Source organism: Clostridium guangxiense, assembly GCF_021043395.1.
GTDB lineage: Bacteria > Bacillota > Clostridia > Clostridiales > Clostridiaceae > Clostridium_S > Clostridium_S guangxiense.
Genome location: NZ_JAJNKE010000012.1, coordinates 1 through 25,300, shown reverse-complemented (window position 1 = coordinate 25,300; position 25,300 = coordinate 1). Strand labels below are relative to the sequence as shown.

The window sequence follows — 25,300 nt, the reverse complement described above, 5'->3', positions numbered from 1 at the left end:
GACTTATGAATATAGCATTTTTTTTAACTCCAAAGAATGAAGTGATTTGTGAGCAGATAACTTCAACGATGAGACAAGCTCTTGAAAGAATGGAGTATCATAGATATACAGCAATTCCAATATTGGATGACAAAGGTGGATATGTAGGTACATTAACTGAAGGTGATTTGCTTTGGATGATGAAAAATACACCTGGACTTGATTTTAAAAACACAAACAAGGTTTTAATAGGTGATATTCCAAGACATATTATAAATAAGGCGGTGCACATAGATTCTGATATAGAGGATTTAGTGTCCATGGCTGTAAATCAAAATTTTGTACCTGTAACAGATGACAATAATGTATTTATAGGGATAATAAAGAGAAGCGATATAATAAATTATCTTTACAAAAATTTATTTCAGAAAATAAAAAAAGAAGCTTAAAAAGACCTTTGGGTCTTTTTTTTAGTCTTGTCTTAAATAAGTGTAAAAATCAACGTTTATTTAAGACAAAGTTACTTTTTGTAATTTCAAGTAATTAAGATTGTTAAATATTTGACAATAATAAAATGCTGTTATATAATAGCTCTATAATAATAAAATTGTTCTATGACCATATTGTGGAAGAAAAAATGCCGGAGATATAGGAATATAAACGATTTGCAATTTTTACAGGGTAAAACATAAGTAAGTTGCATTTCACAATTTATAAGTTACTAAGATGTGTTATATAATACAATGAGTTTTGCTTACAATAGTTTGTTAAATATCAAACTAATTATGAATTTCATAGAAGGGGTGTATATCAATGAAAGTCACAAATTCAAAAGAGCTAAAACAAAAGTTAAATGAATTAAGGGAGGCACAAAAAAAGTTTGCAACATATACTCAGGAACAAGTTGATAAAATTTTTAAGCAGTGCGCTATAGCAGCAGCTAAGGAGAGAATAAAATTATCCAAGCTGGCAGTAGAAGAAACAGCAATAGGTTTTGTAGAGGATAAAATTATAAAAAATCATTTTGCAGCGGAGTATATATATAACAAATATAAAGATGAAAAAACCTGTGGAATAATAGAACATGATGAAGCATTAGGTATAGCAAAAGTTGCTGAGCCAATTGGTATCGTTGCAGCTATAATTCCTACTACCAATCCAACATCTACAACAATTTTTAAATCATTAATTTCTTTAAAAACAAGGAATGCAATTTTATTTTCACCTCATCCACGTGCAAAAAAATCAACTATTACTGCAGCAAAATTGATTTTAGATGCAGCTGTTAAAGCTGGGGCTCCTAAAAATATAATAGGTTGGATAGATGAACCATCAATAGAACTTTCTCAAGAATTAATGAGTGAAGCGGATATAGTATTGGCCACAGGAGGACCATCAATGGTTAAAGCAGCATACTCATCGGGAAAACCTGCAATTGGAGTTGGAGCTGGAAACACGCCAGCAATAATTGATGAAAGCGCAGATATAGAAATGGCAGTAAGTTCTATAATTTTATCAAAAACTTATGATAATGGTGTAATATGCGCTTCTGAGCAATCAGTGTTAATTCCAAATTCAATATACGAGAAAGTCAAAGAGGAGTTTATAAAGCGTGGAGCATATATACTTAATAAAAATGAGATGGTTAAAGTAAAAGAAATCATGTTTAAGGATGGAAATATTAATGCAGGTATAGTGGGAAAAGCGGCTTATACAATTGCTAAAATGGCAGGAATAAAAGTTCCTGAAACAACAAAGATATTAATAGGTGAAATACAATCTGTTGAAAGAGACGAGTTATTTTCACATGAAAAGTTATCACCAGTATTAGCTATGTATAAAGTTAAAGATTTTGATGAAGCTCTTGAAAAGGCACAAAGACTTATACACTTAGGAGGAAATGGACATACATCATCTTTATATATAAATTCACAAAGTAATAAAGACAAGGTTAAAAAATTTGGATTAACAATGAAAACTGCAAGAACGTTTATTAATATGCCTTCTTCGCAAGGAGCAAGTGGTGATTTATACAATTTTGCAATAGCACCCTCATTTACGTTAGGATGCGGTACTTGGGGAGGAAATTCTGTATCACAAAATGTAGAGCCTAGACAACTATTAAATATTAAGAGTGTTGCTGAAAGAAGGGAGAATATGCTTTGGTTCAAAGTTCCACAAAAAATATATTTTAAATACGGTTGCCTTGGATTTGCATTAAAGGAATTAAAAGATATGAATAGGAAAAGAGCATTTATAGTAACAGATAAAGATCTTTTTAAACTTGGATATGTTAATAAAATCACAAGCGTACTAGATGAAATAAATGTTGAATATAGTGTATTTTCAGATATTAAATCTGATCCAACCATTGATTCGGTAAAAAAAGGTGCTAAAGAAATGCTTAGTTTTGAACCTGATACTATAATATCTATCGGTGGTGGTTCTGCAATGGATGCAGCGAAGATTATGCACTTATTGTATGAGTATCCAGAGGCAGAAATTGAAAATTTGGCTATAAGATTTATGGATATAAGAAAGAGAATATGTGATTTCCCTAAATTAGGTAAAAAGGCAATTTCAGTAGCAATACCTACGACTGCTGGTACCGGTTCGGAAGTAACACCTTTTGCAGTTATAACTGATAACGAAACGGGAATGAAATATCCTTTGACTTCTTATGAATTAACACCAAATATGGCTATAATAGATACTGAATTAATGATGAATATGCCTAAAGGATTAACAGCAGTAACTGGAATAGATGCATTAGTTCATGCTGTAGAGGCATATGTTTCAGTTATGGCTACTGACTATACTGATGGATTAGCCTTAAGGGCTATAAAAATGATATTTAAATATTTGCCTAGAGCTTATAGAAATGGAAAAGAAGATACAGAAGCTAGAGAAAAAATGGCACATGCATCTAATATCGCAGGGATGGCTTTTGCAAATTCTTTCTTAGGTATATGTCATTCAATGGCTCATAAGCTTGGAGCAATGCATCATGTTGCTCATGGGGTTGCATGTGCAGTATTAATAGAAGAAGTTATTAAATATAATGCAACAGATTGTCCAATAAAACAAACAGCATTTCCTCAATATAAATATCCTAATGCAAAGGAAAAATATGCTGAAATCGCAGACTATTTAAATTTAAAGGGCAGCAATGATGATGAGAAAGTTAAAGCATTAATAGAAGCCATTTCACAGTTAAAAAAGGAGTTAGGTATTCCTAAAAATATAAGTGCAGCTGGAATAGACAAAAAGGATTTTTATCTTACGTTAGATGAAATGTCAGAGCTTGCTTATGATGATCAGTGTACTACAGCTAATCCTAGATACCCACTTATAAATGAAATTAAAGATATATATATAAAAGCATTTTAAAGACATATCTCCTAGAGATAATTGCTTAACCTATAATAGCCATGATAATATTTTATCATGGCTATTATTTTCATTTCTTAAAGTATATGAGATGTATTTTTTCAATGTAAATTCTTGCCTATTTAAAATGTATATACATGAAATATAAATTCTAGAAATACCTTATTTTTAAAATTGTCATTGAAAACGTATACCAAAAATGAACTTGCATAAATTGAAAACGATAGTATTTTGCCTTATCATTTTACTTGAAGGAAATAATTACAATGATGTGGGGGATATAGTATGGAAACAATTGAAAATGATAAACAAAATTTAAGATCGTCTTCATTAAAAAAAGCAGTTCAAAGTTTTGGTAGTTTCTTAAGTGGAATGGTTATGCCAAATATTGGAGCGTTTATTGCTTGGGGTTTGATAACAGCATTATTTATTAAAACTGGATGGATACCTAATGACAATCTTTCAAAACTTGTAAATCCTATGGTTGATTATATGCTTCCAATGCTTATAGCATATCAAGGTGGTAAACTTGTTTATGATATCAGAGGTGGTGTAGTAGGAGTAATAGCCACTATGGGTATGATAGTTGGAACTTCAATACCAATGTTTCTTGGAGCAATGATAATGGGACCTTTAGGTGGATACCTAATAAAAAAATTCGATAAATTAGTTGAAGGAAAAATTCCAACAGGTTTTGAAATGCTTGTAAATAACTTTTCAGCTGGAATTTTGGGAGGGATACTTGCTGTAATTGCATATCTGGTAGTTGGTCCTGTAGTTGCTGGGGCATCAAGTGGATTAGGATCAATAGCTTTAGCAATAACTAAAAAAGGATTACTTCCGTTAATAGCATTAGTCGTAGAACCAGCAAAAATATTGTTTTTAAATAATGCAGTTAATCATGGTGTATTTACACCTCTTGGAATTCAACAAGTGCAGAGCCTTGGAAAATCAATATTTTTCTTACTTGAGGCAGACCCAGGTCCCGGACTTGGAATCCTTTTAGCATATTGCCTATATGGTAAAGGGTCAGCTAAGAGTTCTGCTCCAGGAGCAGTAATAATACAATTCCTTGGTGGAATACATGAAATTTATTTCCCTTACGTTTTGATGAAACCTCTTTTACTTTTAGCAGTAATAACTGGAGGAATTTGTGCAGACTTAACTTTTGTTTTATTACATGCAGGGTTAGTTGCAGCAGCTTCACCAGGAAGTATAATAGCATTAATGGCAATGTGCCCTAAAGGTGCAGAACTACCTGTATTAGCTGGAGTTGCCATTGGAGCAGTAGCATCATTTTTAGTAGCATCAGTTATTCTTAAGAGAGACAAGGCTAATAAAGAAACAACAGATGATTTTCAAGAAGCTCAAAGTAAGATGAAAGAAATGAAAAAAGAAAGTAAAAATCAAGTTGTTAATGCTGCAAATGATCAAAACAGTGAAGCAAAAGAAATCTCAAATATTAATTTGATAGTTTTTGCTTGTGATGCAGGGATGGGATCGTCGGCAATGGGAGAGTCCATATTAAAGAAAGAACTAAAAAATGCAAATATTCAAGGTATAAAAGTTGAGCATTATTCAGTTGACAGTATTCCTAAAACGGCAGATGTAGTGTTTGTACAGGAAAGTTTAAGTGAAAGAGCAAGAAAGTGTGTACCTGAAGCTAATATAATAACTGTAAAAAATTTCTTAGATCGTTCCAAATATGTAGAATTTATGGAAAAGATAAAAAATAACTGATAACTAGGTGAGCAATATGAATACTTTAACTCCTAGACAGCAATTTATATTAAACGAATTAATAAATAAAAAATCTTGTAATGCTAATGCTCTTCATAATGAACTTGCCGTAAGTGTAAGAACTATATTGAGAGAGATTGCATCTATAAATAAAGTTTTAAAAAAGTATAAACTTACTATTTTGTACTATGAAAATATGAATTTAATTATATCAGGAGAAAGGGAAAATGTAAAATATTTGGAAAATTCAATAAATTCCATTCCTATTCTGTGGTTATACAATAAGGAACAAAGAAAGATAGCAATTGTATGTAAGTTATTGCTAGAAAAAGGGTATTTAAAGGCGCCTTATTTTAGCTATAAATTTAATGTAGTTATGGGAAGTATAAGCCAAGACCTAGACAGTATTGAAAAAATGCTTTTAACTAAAAACTTATATTTAATAAGAAAAAGAACTTATGGTATAAAAATAGATGGATCAGAATGGAATAAAAGAAATGTTTTTATTGAATTGTTTTTTAACTTTAAACCTTTTGAATATTTATTTTCATTTCTTTATGGAGAAGAGATAGATGAGACCGTAGAGGCTTTTTTTAAGGATATATTTGAAGTTACGACAATTGATATTGTTAAAAAAGCTTTTCATCAATTAGACTTTGGAGATATTAAAGTTAATGATGTCCAGTATTTTAATTTATTTATTCTCACACTTCTTGCTATAAAGAAAACGAAGGATGAAAGTAATATATCTTTACCAGAAAAAATCAAACGAGATATGCAAAGTAGCAAAATATATGAAAAAATAAAACTATTGCAAGATGAATTATATGAAAGCAACATAATATTACCGGAAGAGGAACTAGTTTACTTATGCTTGTATTTAAATGATTATAAATATTATAATAGCTATAATGGAAATATTGTTGAATCAGATATTAACTATGAGGGTATTAGCAGCGAGTTAATAACTGGTGTGTCAAAAAAAATAGGAATAGATATTACTAAAGACAAAAAATTGCTTAAGGACTTATCAAATCATTTAAAACAGACGTTTCATATGCTTAATTTAGGACTTGATATTATAAATCCTCTAGTAAACGAAATAAAAGAACATTATTGTCAATTATTTGACATAATAAACAATGAATGCAAATTAATTTTTTCCAGATATAATATTAAAATACCTGAAGAGGAAATTGGATATATTATAATGCACATTGAGGTTGCTATACAAGGGAAGCAGATGTTTGGAAGAAAATTAGATGTACTTATTGTTTGCCCAAGTGGGATAAGCACTGCGAAAATATTGAATAACAAGGTAAAAGCTCTTTTCTCAGATATAGGTGGTACAGATATTAGTCCTATACATGATGTTTATGACAAATTATTAAAAAATAAATATGATTTGATTTTGTCAACAGTACCAATTAATTTAGGCATAGACAATGTAATTATTGTCTCGCCATTTATGACAAAAGAAAACATAGATGAAGTAAAAAATTTTATCTTTAGAATTAAGGTGGCAAATCAAAGTGTAACTGTGAAATCTTCAGATAGTTTAAATTTTAATGCAACAAGTAAAGAATATGAGATTATTAATGAGATTTTGAAAAATTTAAAATTAAGAAAAGTTAAAGTTGGTACCTTTAATGAGTTAATAGACTATATTGCGGATGATATTTATAAAAATAATATAAGTAAAAGTAAGGAAGAAATAAAAAGATTAATATTAAAAAGAGAAGAAAAAGGTAATGTTGTAGTTCCTAAAAGTGGAATGGCACTCCTTCATACTAGAAGTGATGAAATGATTATCCCATTTGTGGGTGTATATTATATTGATAAATCTTTTCCAATGTCAAGTGAAGGCTTTTCTACAGAAAATGTAAACACTTTTTTAGTACTTTTAGCACGAAATAATGAAAGCAATTATATATTGCAGTTTTTAGGGAAGATAAGTATTTCACTAATTGAAAGAAAAGGATTTGTTGAAACTTTGAAAACAGGTAATGTCAGGAAAATTAGGAGCTGTTTAATAGATATTGCAAACAAGGAGGAAGCTACTGATGAGTAAAAAAATTTTAGAAGAGAATAATATTTTATTAAATTTAAAGTCGGAATCCAAAAATGAGGCTATAGAAAGGGTAGGAAGACTTTTAGTTTCTCAAGGATATGTCAATAAAAATTATATAAGTGGAATGAAGGCTAGAGAAGAAGAGGTTACAACATATATGGGAAATGGTGTTGCTATACCTCATGGAATGAATGAATATAAAAAGGAAATTATAAATTCTGGTATAGTTATAGCTCAATACCCTGAAGGAGTGGATTTTGGAGAAGGTAATGTAGCCTATATAGTAATAGGAATTGCTGGTAGAGGCGAGGAACATATGGCTATACTATCCAAAATAGCACTTACTGTTCAATATGAAGAAAATGTTGAAAGGCTTAAAAATGCCAAAAGTAATGAAGAAATTATTAAAATAATAGAGGAAGGCGATGACTGATATGAAAGCAGTTCATTTTGGCGCAGGAAATATAGGAAGAGGATTTATTGGATATTTATTATATAAATCTGGTTATGACATCACTTTTGTCGATATATTCGGCAAAGTGGTGGATGATATAAATAAGTATAAGAAATATACTGTAATAACTTTAAATACTTCTCAAAATAAAGAGGGGGTTGAAAATGTTAGGGCAGTTAATCTAAAAGATAGCGATTCTCTTGAAAAAGAAGTTTTACAAGCAGATTTAATTACCACATCACTAGGGTTAAATAATTTGAAAAGCACAGGAGAATTATTACGAGGCTTTTTAAAAAAGAGATCAGAAGTTAGTAAAAAGCCGCTTGATATAATAGCTTGTGAGAATGCATTGTTTGCAACTGATGTATTAAAGAAAGTTATATTTGATGGAGCAGATAAAAAATTTCAAGAATATTTAGAAAAGTATGCAGGCTTTCCAAATTGTGCAGTTGACAGAATTGTACCAAATGTAAATATAGAAAAGGAATTACCTATAGATGTAGCTGTAGAAGACTTCTATGAATGGGATATAGAAAAGAATAAGATAAAAATTAATAACAATATAAAAGGTGCAGAGTATGTTGAAAAGTTAGATCCTTATCTTGAGAGAAAATTGTTCCTCTTAAATGGTGCACATGCAACAATTGCATACTTAGGGTATCTTAAAAATTATAAGTTTATACATGAAGCTATAAAAAATGAGTATATTAAAAAAGTTATAGTTGGTTTTCATAAAGAGGCAGTACAAGCTCTTAGTATTAAGCACAAAATAGATATAAATATTTTGAAGGAATATTCAAATAAGCTTCTGAAAAGATTTGAAAATAAATATCTTAAAGATGATGTGACGCGTGTAGGGCGTGATCCTATAAGAAAATTATCATCAAATGACAGATTAATAACTCCATTGAAACTTTGCTGTGATTTGAAAATAGATTTTAAAGACATTTTATGTGGTGTTGCAGCGGGATACTTGTTTAATTATAAAGATGATGAAAAGGCCCAAGAGATTCAGAAGATAATAGAAAATGATGGAATTAGCAAGGCCATTTCAAATATATCTCAAATAAAAGAAGGAGAATATTTGAACAATATGATAATGAATAAGTATGAAGAGCTAAAAAGGCAACTATAAAATTCAGAATATTCATAATATTATGAATTAATATAGTGATATTAAAAAAATTTAGCTGAGGAAAATATTTTAAATTTAATTCATATGTATATTGAATGCAAATTTACTGTTTGGCATTTTTAAATAAATATTAATTTAAAATATTTTCCCAACTTTATTAAACTTAAAGCAGGGATACGCATAATATATTTATATAAAAAGTAAAAAATCCAATAAATGCTTTTTTATATTTGTTGACAGTTAAATAAAAGCAATAGTATAATGGCAATGTATAAATATTAAATAAAGTATAGGGGGGAATGAAAGAAACAAAAATTGTTAGTTATAGTTAAAGCGCCCGAACTAGAATAATATAATTATTTTAGTTGACGAGGATGGGGAGTATCGAAATCTTCGGCGGATGCCCCACGGTAAACGCACTACCGTTAACGATTGATAAAAGCAGAAAGTGATTTTTGTTACAAAATCAATCCGGTGTTAAAACCTTAATAATTATTAACATGCCTAGAATCTCTTAAAAAATGAAGTTATTTTAGGTGTTATTAGTGTTGAATTAAAAATGAGAAAGGAAGATTTTTTATGTGCGGAATAGTAGGTTATAGTGGTAAGAATGAGGCTTCTTCAATTTTAGTTGAGGGATTAAGTAAACTTGAGTATAGAGGATACGATTCAGCAGGAGTTGCTATACTAGATGATGGAAAAATAAATGTTTCAAAATGTAAAGGAAGACTTGTAAATCTTGAAAATAAATTAAAGAGTAGTCCACTTAAAGGAAATGTAGGAATTGGACATACTAGATGGGCTACACACGGTGAGCCGTCAGATGTGAATGCACATCCTCATAATAATAATGATAATACAATAAGTGTAGTGCATAATGGTATAATAGAAAACTATATGGAGTTAAAGTCATGGCTTAAATCAAAAGGATATAAATTTATTTCAGAAACTGATACAGAGGTTATTCCTAATCTTATAGACTATTTTTATAATGGAGATTTATTAGATGCGGTTATGAAGGCTATATCAAAAGTAGAAGGAAGTTATGCACTTGGTGTAGTTTGTTCAAATGAACCTAATAAAATAGTTGCAGTAAGAAAAGATAGTCCTCTTATAGTCGGCGCTGGAAAAGATGAAAATTTTATAGCATCAGATGTTCCTGCTATATTAAATCATACTAGAGATATATATTATTTAAAAGATAAAGAGTTTGCTGTTTTAACTTCTGAGGGAGTGGAATTTTACTCAAATGAAGGAGAAAAAATAGAAAAAGAGCTTAATCATATAGAGTGGGATGCTAACGCAGCTGAAAAAGGTGGTTATGAGCATTTCATGTTAAAAGAAATTTATGAACAACCTAAAGCTATAAGAGATACTATGACTTCTAGAATTATAGAAGGTCAGCCTATAAAATTAGATGATATAAATATAACAAAAGAACAAATAGAAAATATTGAAAAAATATATATAGTAGCTTGTGGAACTGCATATCATGCTGGAATAGTTGGAAAATATGTTATAGAAAAATTTGCAAGAATACCTGTTGAAGTAGATATAGCATCTGAATTTAGATATAGAGATCCAATAATTACAAAGAATACTTTAATGATAGTTTTAAGTCAATCAGGAGAGACAGCCGATACTTTGGCTGCATTAAGAGAGGCAAAGTCACTTGGAGCAAGAGTTATCGCTATAACAAATGTTGTTGGAAGTTCAGTTTCTAGAGAAGCCGATGATATTTTATATACTTGGGCAGGACCAGAAATTGCAGTTGCATCTACAAAAGCATATACTACGCAGCTTATAACTATGTATATATTGGCATTATTCTTTGCACAAAATAAAAATACTCTAACTACTGAAGAAATAGAAAAAATAAAAGCCGATATGCTGAAACTTCCAGAAAAAGCAAAAGAAGTACTAGATAATAAAGAAAAAGTTCAAAAATTTGCGGCAAACACCTATATGCATAAAGATATGTTCTATTTAGGCAGAGGCATTGATTATGCTGTAGCTATGGAAGGTGCATTAAAGCTTAAAGAAATCTCATATATTCATTCTGAGGCTTATGCTGGTGGAGAATTAAAGCATGGAACTATAGCTTTAATAGAAGATGGAACAGTTGTAGTAGCACTTGCAACTCAAAATGATTTATATGAAAAAATGGTTAGTAATATAAAAGAAGTAACTACAAGAGGAGCTAAAGTTCTTGGAATTACAGTTGAAGGTAGAACAGGAATGGAACAAGTTGTTGATTCAGTGATATATGTGCCAAAAGTAAATGACATACTTTTACCTGTACTTTCAGTTATACAACTTCAATTATTGGCATATTATGTTTCGGTAGAAAAAGGCTGCGACGTTGACAAGCCAAGAAATTTAGCCAAATCAGTAACTGTTGAATAAAATTGGATAAGCGTTTTGAAGATTTGTTGGTTTGAAATAAAGTATGATACTTTGAAACAAAGTCTGATATTCTAAAATAAAATTTCAATAAGAATTCAAGAGATAAAGATACTATACGCGAGATGTGTAGTATAAGACAAAATTATATAGAACGATAAAGTAAGCCGCGCATTCTCAACATTTGTGAGAGTGTGCGGTTTTTGTAAGTTTGTAACAAAGTTTGATCGTTTAAAATAAAGTTTAATCAAATATCGTTAAATTGGCTGTATCTTAAATTAAAGTGCAGCTTTGTTTATTATTATATATTATAATAGATTTTTTATGTTAAAGGAGAAATTTAGTATGATAAGAAAAGCTCAAATACATGATATTACTTTAATAATGAATATAATCAAATCAGCAATAAAAGATATGGAATTGAAAAACATACATCAATGGGATAATATTTATCCAAATGAAGAGGTTATAAGTGAAGATATAATTAATAGTGAGTTATATACTAATGTAGAGAATGGAAGTATAAATGCAATTGTTGTTTTAAATGAAGATCAGGCAGAGGAATACAGAGATTTAAAGTGGAAATATAATTTTGGAAAACAGCTTGTCATTCATAGATTGTGCGTTGATCCAAGGACTCAAGGTGTTGGAATTGCAAGGAATTTACTTAAATATGCAGATGATTTTGCAGTAAAGGGTGGATATGAAGCTATAAGATTAGATGCATTTGCCCAAAATGAAAGAGCTTTGAGGCTGTATGAAAAGAATGGATATGAAAAAGTAGGAAGTGTAAATTTTAGAAAAGGGGAATTTTATTGCTATGAGAAGAATATTGAGTAAGTAGGATAGTTATATTAGAAATTCTTTTTATGAAACTTTTAGAGTTGGATAAAAGTGACATTCATGTTGTACAGTACATAACGGAACTTTCACCTAAAGAAGTATTTGAGAAAAAGCTTCATAAGGCAAAATTGCAACTGGAGCAAGGATTGAATTGCTGTTAAAAATAAATGTATTTAGGTGATAGAAAAATCTATCATCTTTTTTATATGGCCTTGTAAATTCTGGTCAATTAACTACAATATAAATTATGGTTGACCAATTCGGTCAGAGTGGAGGGAAAATAATGTATGATAGTTTTTATGCCATAGATAAAGAAAAACAAATGAGAATTATAAATGCAGCTATGAAAATATTTTCTGAAAGCCCATATAAAAAAGCTTCAACAGCGGATATAGCAGCTGCTTCTGGCATATCAAAAGGATCTTTGTTTTATTATTTTAAGAATAAAAGAGATTTATATTGCTATTTGTATGAGTACAGCTGCAAAAAAATATATGAAAAGATAGATGAACTGGAAGCACTTAAAGAAAATGATTTTTTTGAACGGAATGCCAAAATAGTAGAGGCAAGAGTAAATATAATGCTGAAGTGTCCACACATTTTTGAATTTTCTCTCAGAGCATACTATGAAACAGATATTGCAGTTTCGAAGGAAATAAAAGCAATTAATGAAAGAATTCTAAAGGATGCCTATGTTAAATTAAATGAAAACATTGATGTAACCAAGTTTAAAAATAAAGAAGGTATCAATAGAGCAATTAAAATGTTAGTTTGGATCGGTGGAGGATTTATAAAGGAAAAAATGGCAGAAGGCAAGATGGACTTGAAGGAGCTTCAAGATGAAATTTATGAGTATATGAAAATATTGAAACATGGATTTTATAAAGGAGGTGTTTTAAGTGGAGAAAATTAAATTAACCTATAAATCCTACGGAATAACAGTCTATCATAAAGAGGGGGATACAAGTGAAAAAATAGTATTTGTTCATGGAGGAGCACTAGATAATGCAATGATGTCCTGGAAAGAAGTAATTGAATTAATGGGGAATAAGTATGATATTTATGCTGTAGACATGCTTGGTTTTGGTGAAAGTGATAAGCCAGATATTCAGTATTCTATCCCTATGTATGTGGAGTTTTTATACGATGTGCTAAGGCAGCTAAATATAGAAAAGACTAATTTAGTTGGACTATCCATGGGGGGAGGCATTAGTATAGCATTTTCTTTGAAATATCCTGAGCTTGTAGATAAGCTTACTATAATAGGATCATTAGGTTTGTATTCCAGAATGCCATTTCATAGGTTTAATAGGTGGTTTGTAAATTCAAGGTTTAATGCTAAATCATATGAATGGATTGGAAAAAGCAGAGCATTGGTAAAGTGGACAATAAATTCATCCTTGTTTGGAGATAAAAATAAAATTTCTGATAAGTTAGTTGATGATTTATATAAGCTTGTTCATGAACCTAATTGTAATAAAGCCTGGGAGTCTTTCCAATGTTATGAGCTAGGTAAGGAAGGAATGACTACAGATTTGGCAGCGCATTTAAGCGACCTAGCAATGCCAGTTTTAATAGTAAATGGTGAAAAAGATCCTGGGGTTCCTGTAAAATATGCAATAGCAGCAAGTAAGGTTATTAAAAATAGTAGGCTGCATGTGATGAAAGGATGTAAACATTGGTCTCAAAAGGAGAGACCAGAAGAATTTGTTCAAGCATTGAAGGATTTTCTGCGGTAGCAGAAAATCATCCTTTACTCTACTCTCTACTCTGCTAATGCTATTACTTCTATTTCAACTAAAGCATCTTTAGGGAGTTTTACTTCTACACATGATCTTGCAGGCATATCCTTATCAAAGTATTTTGCATAAACTTCATTAACAGCAGCAAAATCACTCATGTTTTTTACAAATACAGTTGTTTTAACAACCTTGTCAAGTGAGGTTCCAGCTGCTTCAAGAATAGCTTTTACATTTTCTAGTGATCTTTCAGTTGCTTTTTTTACATCTCCACCAATAAGTTCACCAGTTGATGGATCTAATGGAATTTGACCTGATGCAAATACGAAGTTTCCAGCCTTAATAGCTTGTGAATATGGTCCTACTGCTCCTGGAGCATTTTTTGTGCTTATTATTTTCTTTTCCATAAAATTACGCCTCCAATATTTTAATTTATATTAATTTTACTACATAACCGTCTTTTTCTAAACAATTTAGTATACTTTCACCGTGTTTTTTAGATTGAACTGTGATTTCAAAGGATACATCGGCATATTCAAGTCCTTTTTTGTTCCAGTTACTATTTTGTCTTATTGTAACGACGTTTCCGCCCATGTTTCCTATTTTAGATACTAAAGAACCTAAGGCTCCTGTTTTATCTTGAAGTTCTACTTCAAATCTTATTGTTCTTTTTTCTAAAACTAATTCTCTTTCTATTATTTTTGCTGTAGTTGCTATATCTACATTTCCACCGCTAACTAAAAGGACAACTTTTTTGCCTTCTATGCCTTTAATTTTTTGCGCTAATAAAGCGGCTAAGGGTGCTGCACCTGAACCTTCAGCTACGAGTTTGCTTATTTCCATCAATTGAAACATAGCATGGGCTATTTCATTTTCACTTATTGTAACTATTTCATCTACATATTTCTCAATGTATTTAAAGCATTTATCTCCTATTGTGCTAACTGATATGCCGTCAGCCAAAGATTTTGCACCTGGGACAGTGGTGATTTTTCTATTTTCTATAGAAGTTTTAGCGGAAGGTACTATTTCTGGTTCAACACCTATTATTCTTATGGAAGGCTTTATTGATTTTGCTGCTACAGCAATGCCAGATATTAAACCGCCTCCACCAATTGGAACTACTATAACATCGGTATCAGGTAAATCTTCTAATATTTCAAGGGCTATAGTTCCTTGACCTGCCATTACATCTATGTCGTTAAAGGGTTCTAAAAAGGTTGCCCCTGTTTCTTTTTGTATTTCTACGGCTTTATTATGGCATTCATCATATACTTGACCAGCTTGAATAACTTCTGCACCATATCCTCTTGTTGCGTCCACTTTTGCTTGAGGTGCAGTTAATGGCATAATTATAGTAGATTTAACGTTAAATACAGTTGCGGCATAGGCAACTCCCTGAGCATGATTTCCTGCTGAAGAAGCTATAACACCTCTTTCTTTTTCTTCTTCTGTTAGATTAACTAATTTGTTATAGGCTCCCCTTAGTTTAAAAGCACCAGTTTTTTGTTTGTTTTCACATTTTAAGTATATATTACAATTGCATTTTTTTGAAAAGGTACTTGTATAAAACATAGGAGTTTTTCTTACTACTTTCTTAATATTTTGCTGAGCTTTTTTAATTCTTTCTAAGTCTAATTCCATAATATACTTTCCTCGCTTAGTACAAATAATTAATTTATATTAGGATGGCTCCTTTTGAAAAATTAAATTTTATTGACAATTTAATAATATTGAAAAAACTTACATTTTGTATGCTTACAACGCACATACGTATGTACAAATTTTTGGAAAAACCTTTTATATAGCCAATGATAATCTTGTAATTTAAAAAAATTTAACTATATTCTATCATATTTGTACGCGTACTACAATCATATTTTCCTAAAAGCAGTATTTCATTGCAATATATTTTTATGAATTTTGAAATTTTTGCTTTGTAAATAGAAGAATGTATTAACAATGACTATAAAATTAAAACTTTCATTTTTCCCTTTTCGGGTACTTATTTGTATAAGAAATGTAATGCAATTGTAATAATTAACATTATTTTTTTAGATATAATGTTAATAATATATTTGAGGGAAGGAGTGATAGTTAATATGATTAATGATAAAATTAAAAGATTTAAGATAATACATTTGATTATTGCTGCTTTCATGTGCATTACATTTTTTTATGTTATGAATAGATATGGGATTATTGAAGCAAAGAAAAACAGCAATTATGCAGGCAATACCTATAAGTATTTAGATAACAACGTTGATGTAAGAAGAGTAAAAGTTATCTCCCATAGAGCAAGGTATTTTGGTGAACCTGAAAATTCTATTCATGCCATTGAGGATTCAATAAAATATAAAGTAGATTATGCAGAAATAGATGTTCAGGAGACAAAGGATGGAATAGTTGTTTTAATGCATGATAAGAACTTAAAGAGGATGACTGGATTAAATGAATCGGTTGGAGTTGTAGACTTTAATCAAATTGAAAAGTTAAATATAGCTCCTCGTTATTCTTCTCAGCATAAGGAGGAAAGGATTCCAACCTTGGATGAGGCAGTAAAGAAATCAAAGGGGAAGTTAAAGCTAATTATAGAAATTAAGCCTTATGGAGATACTAATGATTTAACTAAGAAGGTTGTTAGTATAATAGAAAAGAATAATTTTGAAAATCAATGTATGATTCATTCAATGAACTATAAAATTTTATTAAATGTAAAGAGATTAAATCCTAGAATTAAAACTGGATATATAGCCTGTAGACCAAGAAAAGATTTAGCACTATTAAAGGTTGATTTCTATAGTGTACAGCAGAGAATTATAACAAGAAAATTGGTTATAGAAATCCATAAATCAAATAGAAGGATATATTCCTGGACAGTTGATAAACCTAAATATATGGACAGCATGCTTAAATTAAATGTAGATGGTATTATAACGGATAAACCTAGCATATTAATGAATATAAAAAAAGGGATACGTATATAACAGAAGTTTTAGATAAATGTTACTTTTTACATTTATCTAAAATTTTTTTTGAACTTTTTACAAAGATTATTACATATGAAACCGGTTGACACATATCTGTAAACGATGTAAAATAATAATTGAATAAAGTAAAGTATCAAGCCGTTAATATAAAGTATTTAGATTGAAATAAGGCTTAACCAATTAAAATAATATACAAATTACAAAGGGGAGGGTGCATTACATGTCAGTAAAAAATAAAGTGCAGCTTATTACTTATGCAGATTCTTTAGGTGGGAATCTAAAAAAACTTAATTATGTTTTATCAAAGTATTTTTCAGATATTTGCAGTGGGGGTGTTCACATTTTGCCTCCATTCCCATCATCTGGAGACAGGGGATTTGCTCCGTTAACTTACCTTGAAATAGAACCTAAATTTGGTACATGGGAGGATATAAGCGCAATAGGTGAAAAATTTGATGTGCTAGTTGATTTAATGGTTAACCATATATCTAGACAATCAGAGTATTTTCAAGACTTTTTAAAGAAAGGCAGGAAATCTCAGTATGTGGACCTATTTATTACTTTGGATAAGGTTTGGAAGGATGGAGAGCCTGTTAAAGAAGATATAGATAAAATGTTCCTTCGCAGAAAACAACCATATTCTACTTTTAAAATAGAGGAGACTGGCAAGGAAGAAAAGGTATGGACAACCTTTGGACATGGAGAACAGTCAGAACAGATAGATTTAGATGTAAAAGCTGAAAAAGTAAAGCAGTTACTTAAGGAGTTCTTTGTTAATTTTAGTAAACATAATATTAAGATAGTAAGGTTAGATGCCGTAGGATATGTTATAAAAAAACTTGGAACAAGCTGTTTCTTTGTAGAACCAGAAATATATAAATTCATGGATTGGATTATGGAGCTTGCAAAGTCTTTAGGAATTGAACTTTTACCTGAGGTTCATTCACAGTATGAGACTCAGTATAAACTTGCTGAGCATGGTTTCTGGATTTATGATTTTATTTTGCCATATACGGTTCTGGACACTTTAATAAACAAATCAAGCAGAGATCTTTGCAAGTATTTGAAGAACCGTCCTAAAAATCAGTTTACAACACTTGATTGTCATGATGGCATTCCAGTAAAGCCTGATATGGATGATCTTATTGACAGCAAGAGGGCAAAGAAAGTGGTTGATATATGTATAGAAAGAGGGGCAAGTGTAAGTCGTATTTTAACAGATGAGTACAAGGATAAGGATGGTTTTGACGTTCATCAGATATTATGTTCATATTATTCTGCTTTAAATTGTGATGATGATGCTTACATAGCTGCAAGAGCTATTCAGCTTTTTGTACCTGGAGTACCTCAGATATATTATGTAGGATTACTTGCAGGAGCAAATGATTATGAGCAGGCAAAAGCAACTGGTGAAGGACGTGAAATTAATCGTCATAATTATACTATGGAAGAAATAGAAAAGTCCGTTGAAAGAGAAGTAGTTCAAAGATTATTAAAGCTTATTAGATTTAGAAATGAATATGATGCATTTAACGGAGATTTCAAAGTTATAGACTCACTTGATGATGAAATTAGACTTGCTTGGAATAAAGATAATAAAAATTGCAGTTTATTTATAGATTTGAAAACAAATAAAACTTTAATAAGTTATGTTGATGACAACGGTAATAATGTTCAATATTTAGCCTAATAAAAGAAAAGGTTACAGTTGAGAATGCGGTTTAGAATTAAGACGTCTTAATTTATACCGCATTTTTAGACGGCTTTATTATAAAATGTAATTAAAAGTAATATATCCCATGGATAAATTTAAAAATATTAATATATTTATAAATAAGTTTATGATATAATCTACATTAATATTAAATAGATATATGATGATTGTAGAAAATCATGTACTGTTTAAAACGCTTACTAAGGATGAATTATTGAGGGGGAGTCTATCTTATGAACTTTAGCAAGATGAAGTTATCTAACAAATTAATAACAGGTTTTTCTCTAATGATTGCTTTAATAATAAGTATATCTATTTTATCAATTATTAAGTTAAATCAAATTGATAGTAATGTTAAAGGACTAATCTTTAAAGAAAATAAGAAATTAAAATTTTCTTATGAAATGAAAAACGACGTAGATCAAATGTCTATAGCCGTGAGAAATATATGTGCATCCAGCGATGTTACTTACATGAAAACGCAAAAGGAGGAATTTCAAAAGGCTGAAAAACTATACGATTCTGATAAGAAGGAACTTAAAAAGTTGCTTTATACGTCATCGGGTATAGCTATAAGTAAGGAAATTGATAAAAATGATGATGTAGCATTTGAAGCATTTGATGAAGCAATAAAGAATGGAATGAAAATTGATATATCTAATGAAGATTTTGATAAAATTATTTCAAATTTAAAAAAGCCGCAGAATGATCTTATGTTAAGTATAAATAAAATGATAAGAACTCAAGATGATCTTGTTAGAGTAAAAGGAGAGCTATCTAGAGATATTACAATTGGAGCATCAAATATAATTATAGTTGTACTTATAATAAGTATTTTGCTTGGTATTTTATTTACATATTTCATAAGAAAAAGTATTGTAAATCAGGTTAAGGAAGTTTATGAAGGAGCGAAGAAATTAGCTAATGGAAACTTTGATTTTAAGATGAAGGTGGTATCAAATGATGAAATAGGAAAGACTATTAATGCATTAAATGACGCTGTAGAAAAGCTTAATTATAGTATGAAATTGGTTAGAACCGAAAGTGAAGATACTATTAAAAGTATAGAGGCAGCAGATGAAATGTTACAAACAGTAAGTGGAGAGGTTGAGCAGGCATCGGCTTCTACAGAGGAAATATCAGCAGGAATGGAGCAATCTTCTGCATCTGTAGAGGAGGTTGCCTCAATGACAATGACAGTAAAAGAAGAAATAAACATTACAACTGAGAAGGCAAAGGAAGGCCTAAAGATAGCTTTAAATATAGAAGATAAAGCAGATAAAATAAATAATGACTCTTTAATCTCAAAAGAAAATGCAGAAAGAATATATAGCAAAACTAAAGTGGATCTAGAAAACTCACTAGAAGAAGTTAAAATTGTAAGTAAAATATCAAAAATGGCTGAAAGTATAAATGGGATTGCAGAGCAAACAAATCTGCTAGCATTGAATGCTGCTATAGAGGCGGCTAGAGCTGGAGAACAGGGAAAAGGTTTTGCAGTTGTTGCTGAAGAAGTTAGAAAACTTGCTGAAGAGTCATCGGATGCTGTTTCACAAATACAGGGTGAAATTGAAACAGTGCTAGGAGCGGTTGAAAAGTTATCTGATTCATCTAAATCCATATTGGCATTTGTAGAAAAGGATGTTCTTAAGGATTATGAAAGCTTAATTAGAATTAGCGATGAGTACAAAAAAGACGGCATTATGGTAAAAGGTATAATAGAGAAATTTGCAGAAGTTTCTGAGACTATATCAACTTCTGTTGATCAAATAGCAATTACTATGGAAGAAGTTGCAGTTTCAGTAACAGAAGTAGCAAAATCATCTACAGATATTGCTGCAAGTATTAATGAAGTTAGAGATCAAAGTGAAGCCATATCAAATGAATCTAGAGCAAACCTTAAAGGTGCTGAAAAATTAACAGATTTAATTAGAGAATTTAAATTGGACTAGTATAGTGAAAGTTGCGAATTAACGGTATTTAATATTTAAAAATATTGGTATTTCGCAATTTTTTTAAAAGCATAGTTGACTAATCAACCATATTTTGATATCATATTTTTATGATGTATAAAGGAGAAAGAGCTATGGATAACAACACTTCAACTCTAATTAAGCTTACTAATGGAATATATAGATGTACTCAGGTTTATCTTGATAAAAGGCTTTGTGAAATTAATCTTACAACGGGAACATATCCATATTTGTTTGTACTTGATCAATGCAGAGGCATAAGTCAAAATGATATAAGTAGAGAATTAAGTGTAGACAAAGCTATGTCAGCTAGGACGGTGAAGAAGCTAATAGAGCTTGGGTATGTAAGGAAGGAAGAAAATAAGGAAGATGTAAGAGCGTACAAATTATATATAACAGATAAAGGCAAGAGTTTGATACCTGAAATTCATAAAATAGTTCAGGAGTGGATTAATATTTTGGTTGAAGGAAATAATGAAGATGAAGTAAAAACATCAATAAAATTTTTAGAGGATGTTTTGAAAAAGGGTAAGGCATATAAAGCGACCTGTTGTAAAAGGAGGAAGTAAGTTGAATAAAAAGGAAAATGAAATATACAAAAAGCGATGGATAATACTATTTACAGTCCTTTCAGCTACCTTTATGGCGACTTTAGATGGAAGTATTGTAAATGTAGCACTTCCTAATATGGCTATAAATCTTAAAGTTGGAATGGCAGGAGTTACATGGGTTGTAACTAGCTTCTTGATAACTGTTGCTGCAACGATTTTGATATTTGGAAGAATTGGGGACATAAAGGGAAAGACTAAGGTATTTAGCTTTGGAGTTGTTCTTTTTACCATTGGTTCCCTACTATGTGGATTTACTAATTCACTTTTGTTCCTTGTCATTGCAAGAGTTATACAAGCAATAGGGGCAGCAGCTACTATGGCAACTAACCAGGGAATTATAACTCAAGTTTTCCCAGCGAATGAAAGAGGAAGAGCACTTGGTGTTCTAGGAACCTTCGTAGCACTTGGTGCCATGGCAGGACCACCACTCGGAGGATTTATTGTTTCTGCATTTAGTTGGGAGTATATATTTTTGATAAATGTACCAATTGGTATAGCTGTGTTTATAGCGACTATAAAGATATTTCCTAAGTCGAATAAAGTTATCAATGAAAAGGTTGATGGACGAGGAGCAGTACTATTCATGATAGCTACAGTAGCTTTCTTTGGGGCAATAGTTCAGGGACAGACTACAGGATATAATAATCCTATTATGATAGGAGCTTTTGTTGTTGCTCTTATAGCCTTTGTTCTGTTTATTATAGCAGAAAAGAGGATAGAAATGCCGCTTTTGGATTTAAGTATTTTTTCAAATAGTTTATTTTCAATAAGCATAGTTTGTGCATTTATATCTTTTATAGCAATTAGTGCATCTAACATAATATTACCATTTTATTTTCAAGATACCTTAAAATTTTCAGCAGCAATGACTGGAATATTTATGATAGTATCACCTATAGTTTTATCTGTTGTTGCTCCTTTTAGTGGATATTTATCAGATAAAATAGGTTCAGAAATATTAACACTTATAGGACTTTCACTTACAAGCTTAGGGTTATTTTTAATTAGTAGTTTAAATGAAAAATCATCGGTAATTTTTTTACTTGCCTATATAGTAATAATGACTATAGGAAATGGAATGTTCCAATCTCCTAATAATTCCTTGGTTATGTCTACAGTTCCTAAAAACAAACTTGGAATTGCAGGAAGTGTTAATGCTTTAATTAGAAATTTAGGATTTGTTTTAGGTACTTCTGTATCAACTCTTATTTTATATAGTAGAATGAGTGCTAAGGTTCATCATAGAGTAACTGATTATATAAGAGGTAGAGACGATGTATTTATTTACGGAATGAAATTTGTTTATATATGCGCTGGAAGCTTATGTTTATTTGGTGTTATAATAACAGCCTTTAGGTTGTACAATAGTAAAAAAAACGAAAAGCTTAAGGCTAAAGAAGAAGACGAAGAAATACATGATAAAGTGATTTAATAGAGGGACAGTAAGAAATTATGTAAGTGGCATATATAGCAAATTAGAGATAAAGGATAGAACTAAGCTTGCTATATATGCGAAGTAACAATGCTTAGTCTAAGATTTATAAAGCTTTGTTTAAATTGTTCCTTTTCTCCAACGGGTAGTACAAGAAAAAATTTCTCAGTACCTGCGCAATTTTAGGCGCTAAATAACCTGTATAGTTTTCCAATTGCCTTTAACAAATCTTATGGATACCAGTGATAGCATGAAAAAGGTAAAGATTAATAGGTTTATCCAGATCCAGTATATGCTTAAGCCTGATATTACACATATTATATATGGCACTGCAAGATAAAATACAAATGGAACAGTCATGAAAATAATCATGAGAAAAACAGTATCCCCGGCAGCTTGCAAAACATTTCTTATTATAATTTGAATAGTGTCAAATACAAGCCATATTGATGTGATTTTTATAAGTGGAATAGTGTAGGCTAAAATTTTTTTATTGCTGCCGCTGTTAAAGAGTGAAATTAAAACATCAGGGAAAAGATTAAATACAATAATAAGAATAATGTTAAATAAAAATCCTAATGTGAGTCCTTTTTTTAGGATTTTTTCTGTGTTATTGATTCTTCTAGCTCCAATTTCATTTCCAACTATAATACCTACAGCAATTCCGATTCCTTGAACAGTCCATACGGACATGCTTTCTATGGTAAAGGCTATGTTTGCACAGGACAAATTAAATTTCCCTGTCATTCCTATTATAAGAAGTAAAAGGGTAAAGTAACCTGTACCAACAAAAGTTTGCATTCCTGATGGAAGTCCAAAATGTATAAGCTTTAAAGCTAAATTTTTATCTAGGCTGCGGTTTAAAAGCAGTCTGTATTTGTTTTTTAAGGTTTTTCTATTTATTAATAAAAAATATATAATGGTATTTATAAAGCAGCTTCAAAACAATCAGGTGTTCTCAAATTGTGAAAATATATTTATTACTACAGGCTCACAGCAGACACTAAACATATTAGGGAAAATGCCATTTCCTAATGGAAAAAGTAATGTGGCAATTGAACAGCCAACTTATGATGGAATGGTGAAATGCTTAAAGCAAAATAATGTAACTATAATTGGAGTTAATAGGAGCTTTAATGGGCTGGACTTCAATAGGCTTGAAAATGTATTTAAAAATAGTAATGTTAAATTTTTTTATACGGTTTCTAGATTTAGTAATCCTCTTGGTCTTAGTTATACCAAGGAAGAAAAAGAAAAATTGGTTTCACTGGCAGAGAAATACGATGTCTATATTGTAGAGGATGACTATCTTGGTGATATAGAAAGCAATGCTAAATCAGATCCAATATTTTCGTATGATACATCTTCTAGGGTAATATATGTAAAGACTTTTTCTAAGGTTATTCTTCCGGGGTTAAGAATTGCAGTTGCAGTATTGCCAAGTATTTTATGCAACGCTTTTTTGGACTACAAAACCTGGATGGATATAAATACACCAGTGCTTTCACAGGGTGCTCTTGAACTGTATATTGAAAGCGGTATGTTTAATGTGCATGTAAAAAAGATAAGAGATGTGTATTTAAAAAGAATGAGATATCTAAGTGATATTATAAAAAGTAACCATTCACCTTATATAAAATGGCATGTTCCAAAGAATGGCGGTTTTTATGCTGGTTTAGAAATTTTAAATGAAAATAGAAGTAAGGTAGTAGTAAATAATTTATTAAAGAAGAATATAAAATTGTCTGATTTTGAAAAGTACTATTTAAAGGATTTTTTTACAAGTAAAATGCTTAGGGTAAGCGTTGCAAATGCCGATTATAAAAAGATTCAAATAGCCATTCCAGAACTTATACGGGAAATAGAAAAAGTTATGATTTTTAATGAGCCATACGTGGAACTATAAATAATGGGCTTGCCGCTAAAGCTTAGCTGTTAATTGTTCTCTTCCATCTATACACTGTATTTATGTTACGCCGGAAGTTTATATTTAAAGGCTATAAATGACACTGAAATTTATTATGATAAGGCATTTAATATAGACTTAAATAATAACAAAGTTCCCTAATTTGCAAATAAAAGGAGTAAAGTGATATACTTTAAAAGAATAAGGGGGACATATGATGAAATCATTTTTAAAAAAATTTATAGGGTTATTAACTTTGTTTTGTTTGCTTATTTCTATAACTGCATGCGGTGGGCAAAAGCCTGATGAAGCTGTAAAAGGATTTTTTGATGCATTAAATAAAAATGATCTTAAAACTGCAGCTGCATTTTTTAATAGCAATGATAAAAAGCTTTCTTATGACAATGAAGATGGAAGCAAAATTATCAAAAAAGTTTCCCCAAAAATTAGATATAAAATTATATCTTCAACTATTTCAGGGAATACAGCTAAAGTAAAAACAAGCATTACAGCACCAGATTTAGTAAAGATAACGAATAAAATGGCCAATGATACGATGCCAACTATTTTTGAAGATGCTATGAGTGGAAATGCAGATGAAAAGAAAGAAAAAAAATTAATCGAGGATTACTATATTAAAAGTCTTTCAGCAAAAAATGTAGCTATGACATCAAATGAGGTTAATATAGAGCTAGTAAAGGATGATAATAAAAAAGAATGGCGCATTAAATCAAGTGATGCTTTAGTGAATGCTATAACTGGTAATTTGTCAAAAGCAGTTGATGCTCTTTCACAAAAAACTTCTAGCGATTCTGGAAAATAAAACATAAATTTATAATAAAAGGGGCTGTCGCACTAAATATATTAAGTCATAATTTATAAAAATTGTGAAGCAATAACTAATTTTTTTCGCCTAAAAA

Annotated in this window: 21 protein-coding genes; 18 read left to right on the top strand and 3 right to left on the bottom strand. The window is 30.4% G+C overall.

Going from position 1 to position 25,300, the window contains the following annotated elements; translation table 11 throughout:
* Window positions 1-5: 5 nt before the first annotated feature.
* From LQK79_RS09120 to LQK79_RS09075, 11 genes are all read left to right on the top strand, one after another.
* On the top strand, window positions 6-428 hold the full coding sequence (locus tag LQK79_RS09120; RefSeq protein ID WP_231016292.1) for a CBS domain-containing protein: 423 nt from the start codon (window positions 6-8) through the stop codon (window positions 426-428).
* Between the two features lie 364 nt (window positions 429-792).
* Window positions 793-3,369, top strand: coding sequence for a bifunctional acetaldehyde-CoA/alcohol dehydrogenase (adhE, locus tag LQK79_RS09115; RefSeq protein WP_231016291.1), 2,577 nt, complete (start codon window positions 793-795; stop codon window positions 3,367-3,369).
* Between the two features lie 285 nt (window positions 3,370-3,654).
* Window positions 3,655-5,109 (top strand): PTS mannitol transporter subunit IICB, encoded by a 1,455-nt coding sequence (locus LQK79_RS09110; RefSeq protein ID WP_231016290.1) that lies wholly within the window; start codon window positions 3,655-3,657, stop codon window positions 5,107-5,109.
* Between the two features lie 16 nt (window positions 5,110-5,125).
* Window positions 5,126-7,180: a BglG family transcription antiterminator gene (locus tag LQK79_RS09105; RefSeq protein ID WP_231016289.1), complete on the top strand. Its 2,055-nt coding sequence runs from the start codon at window positions 5,126-5,128 to the stop codon at window positions 7,178-7,180.
* A complete protein-coding gene (locus LQK79_RS09100; RefSeq protein ID WP_231016288.1) occupies window positions 7,173-7,613 on the top strand; it encodes a PTS sugar transporter subunit IIA in 441 nt (146 codons plus the stop codon). Before LQK79_RS09105 ends, LQK79_RS09100 begins: the two co-directional genes overlap by 8 nt.
* Window position 7,614: 1 nt before the next feature.
* Window positions 7,615-8,769 carry a mannitol-1-phosphate 5-dehydrogenase gene (locus LQK79_RS09095; RefSeq protein WP_231016348.1) on the top strand — a complete coding sequence of 385 codons (1,155 nt, stop codon included), beginning with the start codon at window positions 7,615-7,617 and terminating at the stop codon, window positions 8,767-8,769.
* A gap of 579 nt (window positions 8,770-9,348) precedes the next feature.
* On the top strand, window positions 9,349-11,175 hold the full coding sequence (glmS, locus tag LQK79_RS09090; RefSeq protein ID WP_231016287.1) for a glutamine--fructose-6-phosphate transaminase (isomerizing): 1,827 nt from the start codon (window positions 9,349-9,351) through the stop codon (window positions 11,173-11,175).
* Window positions 11,176-11,517: 342 nt separating this feature from the next.
* Window positions 11,518-12,012 carry a GNAT family N-acetyltransferase gene (locus tag LQK79_RS09085; RefSeq protein WP_053240688.1) on the top strand — a complete coding sequence of 165 codons (495 nt, stop codon included), beginning with the start codon at window positions 11,518-11,520 and terminating at the stop codon, window positions 12,010-12,012.
* Between the two features lie 29 nt (window positions 12,013-12,041).
* Window positions 12,042-12,176 carry a hypothetical protein gene (locus tag LQK79_RS20865; RefSeq protein WP_269144097.1) on the top strand — a complete coding sequence of 45 codons (135 nt, stop codon included), beginning with the start codon at window positions 12,042-12,044 and terminating at the stop codon, window positions 12,174-12,176.
* Window positions 12,177-12,298: 122 nt separating this feature from the next.
* The gene (locus LQK79_RS09080) at window positions 12,299-12,928 is read left to right on the top strand and encodes a TetR/AcrR family transcriptional regulator (protein ID WP_231016286.1); all 630 of its coding nucleotides are present in this window, start codon (window positions 12,299-12,301) and stop codon (window positions 12,926-12,928) included.
* Window positions 12,915-13,754: an alpha/beta fold hydrolase gene (locus LQK79_RS09075; RefSeq protein WP_231016285.1), complete on the top strand. Its 840-nt coding sequence runs from the start codon at window positions 12,915-12,917 to the stop codon at window positions 13,752-13,754. The genes LQK79_RS09080 and LQK79_RS09075 overlap by 14 nt, the downstream gene beginning before the upstream one ends.
* A 26-nt stretch (window positions 13,755-13,780) precedes the next feature.
* On the opposite strand, the gene LQK79_RS09070 is transcribed toward LQK79_RS09075, so the two are convergent.
* Together LQK79_RS09070 and ilvA are read right to left on the bottom strand one after the other, a co-directional pair.
* Entirely contained in the window at window positions 13,781-14,161 is a 381-nt protein-coding gene (locus tag LQK79_RS09070) for a RidA family protein (RefSeq protein WP_053240685.1), read from the bottom strand.
* A gap of 25 nt (window positions 14,162-14,186) precedes the next feature.
* Window positions 14,187-15,398, bottom strand: coding sequence for a threonine ammonia-lyase (gene ilvA, locus LQK79_RS09065; RefSeq protein ID WP_053240684.1), 1,212 nt, complete (start codon window positions 15,396-15,398; stop codon window positions 14,187-14,189).
* Between the two features lie 458 nt (window positions 15,399-15,856).
* On the opposite strand from ilvA, the gene LQK79_RS09060 reads away from it, so the two are divergent.
* The 5 genes from LQK79_RS09060 (at window position 15,857) to LQK79_RS09040 (ending at window position 22,474) form a co-directional block, all read left to right on the top strand.
* Complete coding sequence (locus LQK79_RS09060) at window positions 15,857-16,741, top strand: glycerophosphodiester phosphodiesterase family protein (protein WP_084756815.1); 885 nt, start codon at window positions 15,857-15,859, stop codon at window positions 16,739-16,741.
* Between the two features lie 223 nt (window positions 16,742-16,964).
* Window positions 16,965-18,434, top strand: coding sequence for a sucrose phosphorylase (gtfA, locus tag LQK79_RS09055; RefSeq protein WP_053240683.1), 1,470 nt, complete (start codon window positions 16,965-16,967; stop codon window positions 18,432-18,434).
* A 257-nt stretch (window positions 18,435-18,691) separates the two neighbouring features.
* Window positions 18,692-20,410 carry a methyl-accepting chemotaxis protein gene (locus LQK79_RS09050; protein ID WP_231016284.1) on the top strand — a complete coding sequence of 573 codons (1,719 nt, stop codon included), beginning with the start codon at window positions 18,692-18,694 and terminating at the stop codon, window positions 20,408-20,410.
* A 134-nt stretch (window positions 20,411-20,544) separates the two neighbouring features.
* Window positions 20,545-21,000, top strand: coding sequence for a MarR family winged helix-turn-helix transcriptional regulator (locus tag LQK79_RS09045; RefSeq protein WP_053243519.1), 456 nt, complete (start codon window positions 20,545-20,547; stop codon window positions 20,998-21,000).
* A gap of 1 nt (window position 21,001) precedes the next feature.
* Window positions 21,002-22,474, top strand: coding sequence for an MFS transporter (locus tag LQK79_RS09040; protein WP_231016283.1), 1,473 nt, complete (start codon window positions 21,002-21,004; stop codon window positions 22,472-22,474).
* A gap of 189 nt (window positions 22,475-22,663) precedes the next feature.
* Here the strand turns inward: LQK79_RS09040 and LQK79_RS09035 are convergent, their stop codons facing one another.
* Window positions 22,664-23,275, bottom strand: coding sequence for an MATE family efflux transporter (locus tag LQK79_RS09035; protein WP_231016282.1), 612 nt, complete (start codon window positions 23,273-23,275; stop codon window positions 22,664-22,666).
* A 118-nt stretch (window positions 23,276-23,393) separates the two neighbouring features.
* Between LQK79_RS09035 and LQK79_RS09030 the strand changes: the two genes are divergently transcribed.
* Both LQK79_RS09030 and LQK79_RS09025 read left to right on the top strand, forming a co-directional pair.
* Window positions 23,394-24,380, top strand: a complete 987-nt coding sequence (locus LQK79_RS09030) for an aminotransferase-like domain-containing protein (protein ID WP_231016281.1) — start codon at window positions 23,394-23,396, stop codon at window positions 24,378-24,380.
* 217 nt (window positions 24,381-24,597) lie between these two features.
* Window positions 24,598-25,203: a DUF4878 domain-containing protein gene (locus tag LQK79_RS09025; RefSeq protein ID WP_231016280.1), complete on the top strand. Its 606-nt coding sequence runs from the start codon at window positions 24,598-24,600 to the stop codon at window positions 25,201-25,203.
* The last annotated feature ends 97 nt before the right edge of the window (window positions 25,204-25,300 follow it).

Excerpts from the sequence above, each read along its gene's own strand:
- adhE (WP_231016291.1), top strand. The coding sequence starts at position 793 with ATGAAAGTCACAAATTCAAAAGAGCTAAAACAAAAGTTAAATGAATTA.
- LQK79_RS09085 (WP_053240688.1), top strand. The coding sequence starts at position 11,518 with ATGATAAGAAAAGCTCAAATACATGATATTACTTTAATAATGAATATA.
- LQK79_RS09060 (WP_084756815.1), top strand. The coding sequence starts at position 15,857 with ATGATTAATGATAAAATTAAAAGATTTAAGATAATACATTTGATTATT.
- gtfA (WP_053240683.1), top strand. The coding sequence starts at position 16,965 with ATGTCAGTAAAAAATAAAGTGCAGCTTATTACTTATGCAGATTCTTTA.
- LQK79_RS09080 (WP_231016286.1), top strand. The coding sequence starts at position 12,299 with ATGTATGATAGTTTTTATGCCATAGATAAAGAAAAACAAATGAGAATT.
- LQK79_RS09100 (WP_231016288.1), top strand. The coding sequence starts at position 7,173 with ATGAGTAAAAAAATTTTAGAAGAGAATAATATTTTATTAAATTTAAAG.
- LQK79_RS09095 (WP_231016348.1), top strand. The coding sequence starts at position 7,615 with ATGAAAGCAGTTCATTTTGGCGCAGGAAATATAGGAAGAGGATTTATT.
- LQK79_RS09050 (WP_231016284.1), top strand. The coding sequence starts at position 18,692 with ATGAACTTTAGCAAGATGAAGTTATCTAACAAATTAATAACAGGTTTT.
- LQK79_RS09070 (WP_053240685.1), bottom strand. The coding sequence starts at position 14,161 with ATGGAAAAGAAAATAATAAGCACAAAAAATGCTCCAGGAGCAGTAGGA.
- ilvA (WP_053240684.1), bottom strand. The coding sequence starts at position 15,398 with ATGGAATTAGACTTAGAAAGAATTAAAAAAGCTCAGCAAAATATTAAG.
- glmS (WP_231016287.1), top strand. The coding sequence starts at position 9,349 with ATGTGCGGAATAGTAGGTTATAGTGGTAAGAATGAGGCTTCTTCAATT.
- LQK79_RS09110 (WP_231016290.1), top strand. The coding sequence starts at position 3,655 with ATGGAAACAATTGAAAATGATAAACAAAATTTAAGATCGTCTTCATTA.
- LQK79_RS09045 (WP_053243519.1), top strand. The coding sequence starts at position 20,545 with ATGGATAACAACACTTCAACTCTAATTAAGCTTACTAATGGAATATAT.
- LQK79_RS09030 (WP_231016281.1), top strand. The coding sequence starts at position 23,394 with ATGGTATTTATAAAGCAGCTTCAAAACAATCAGGTGTTCTCAAATTGT.
- LQK79_RS20865 (WP_269144097.1), top strand. The coding sequence starts at position 12,042 with ATGAAACTTTTAGAGTTGGATAAAAGTGACATTCATGTTGTACAGTAC.
- LQK79_RS09105 (WP_231016289.1), top strand. The coding sequence starts at position 5,126 with ATGAATACTTTAACTCCTAGACAGCAATTTATATTAAACGAATTAATA.
- LQK79_RS09120 (WP_231016292.1), top strand. The coding sequence starts at position 6 with ATGAATATAGCATTTTTTTTAACTCCAAAGAATGAAGTGATTTGTGAG.
- LQK79_RS09025 (WP_231016280.1), top strand. The coding sequence starts at position 24,598 with ATGAAATCATTTTTAAAAAAATTTATAGGGTTATTAACTTTGTTTTGT.
- LQK79_RS09035 (WP_231016282.1), bottom strand. The coding sequence starts at position 23,275 with ATGCAAACTTTTGTTGGTACAGGTTACTTTACCCTTTTACTTCTTATA.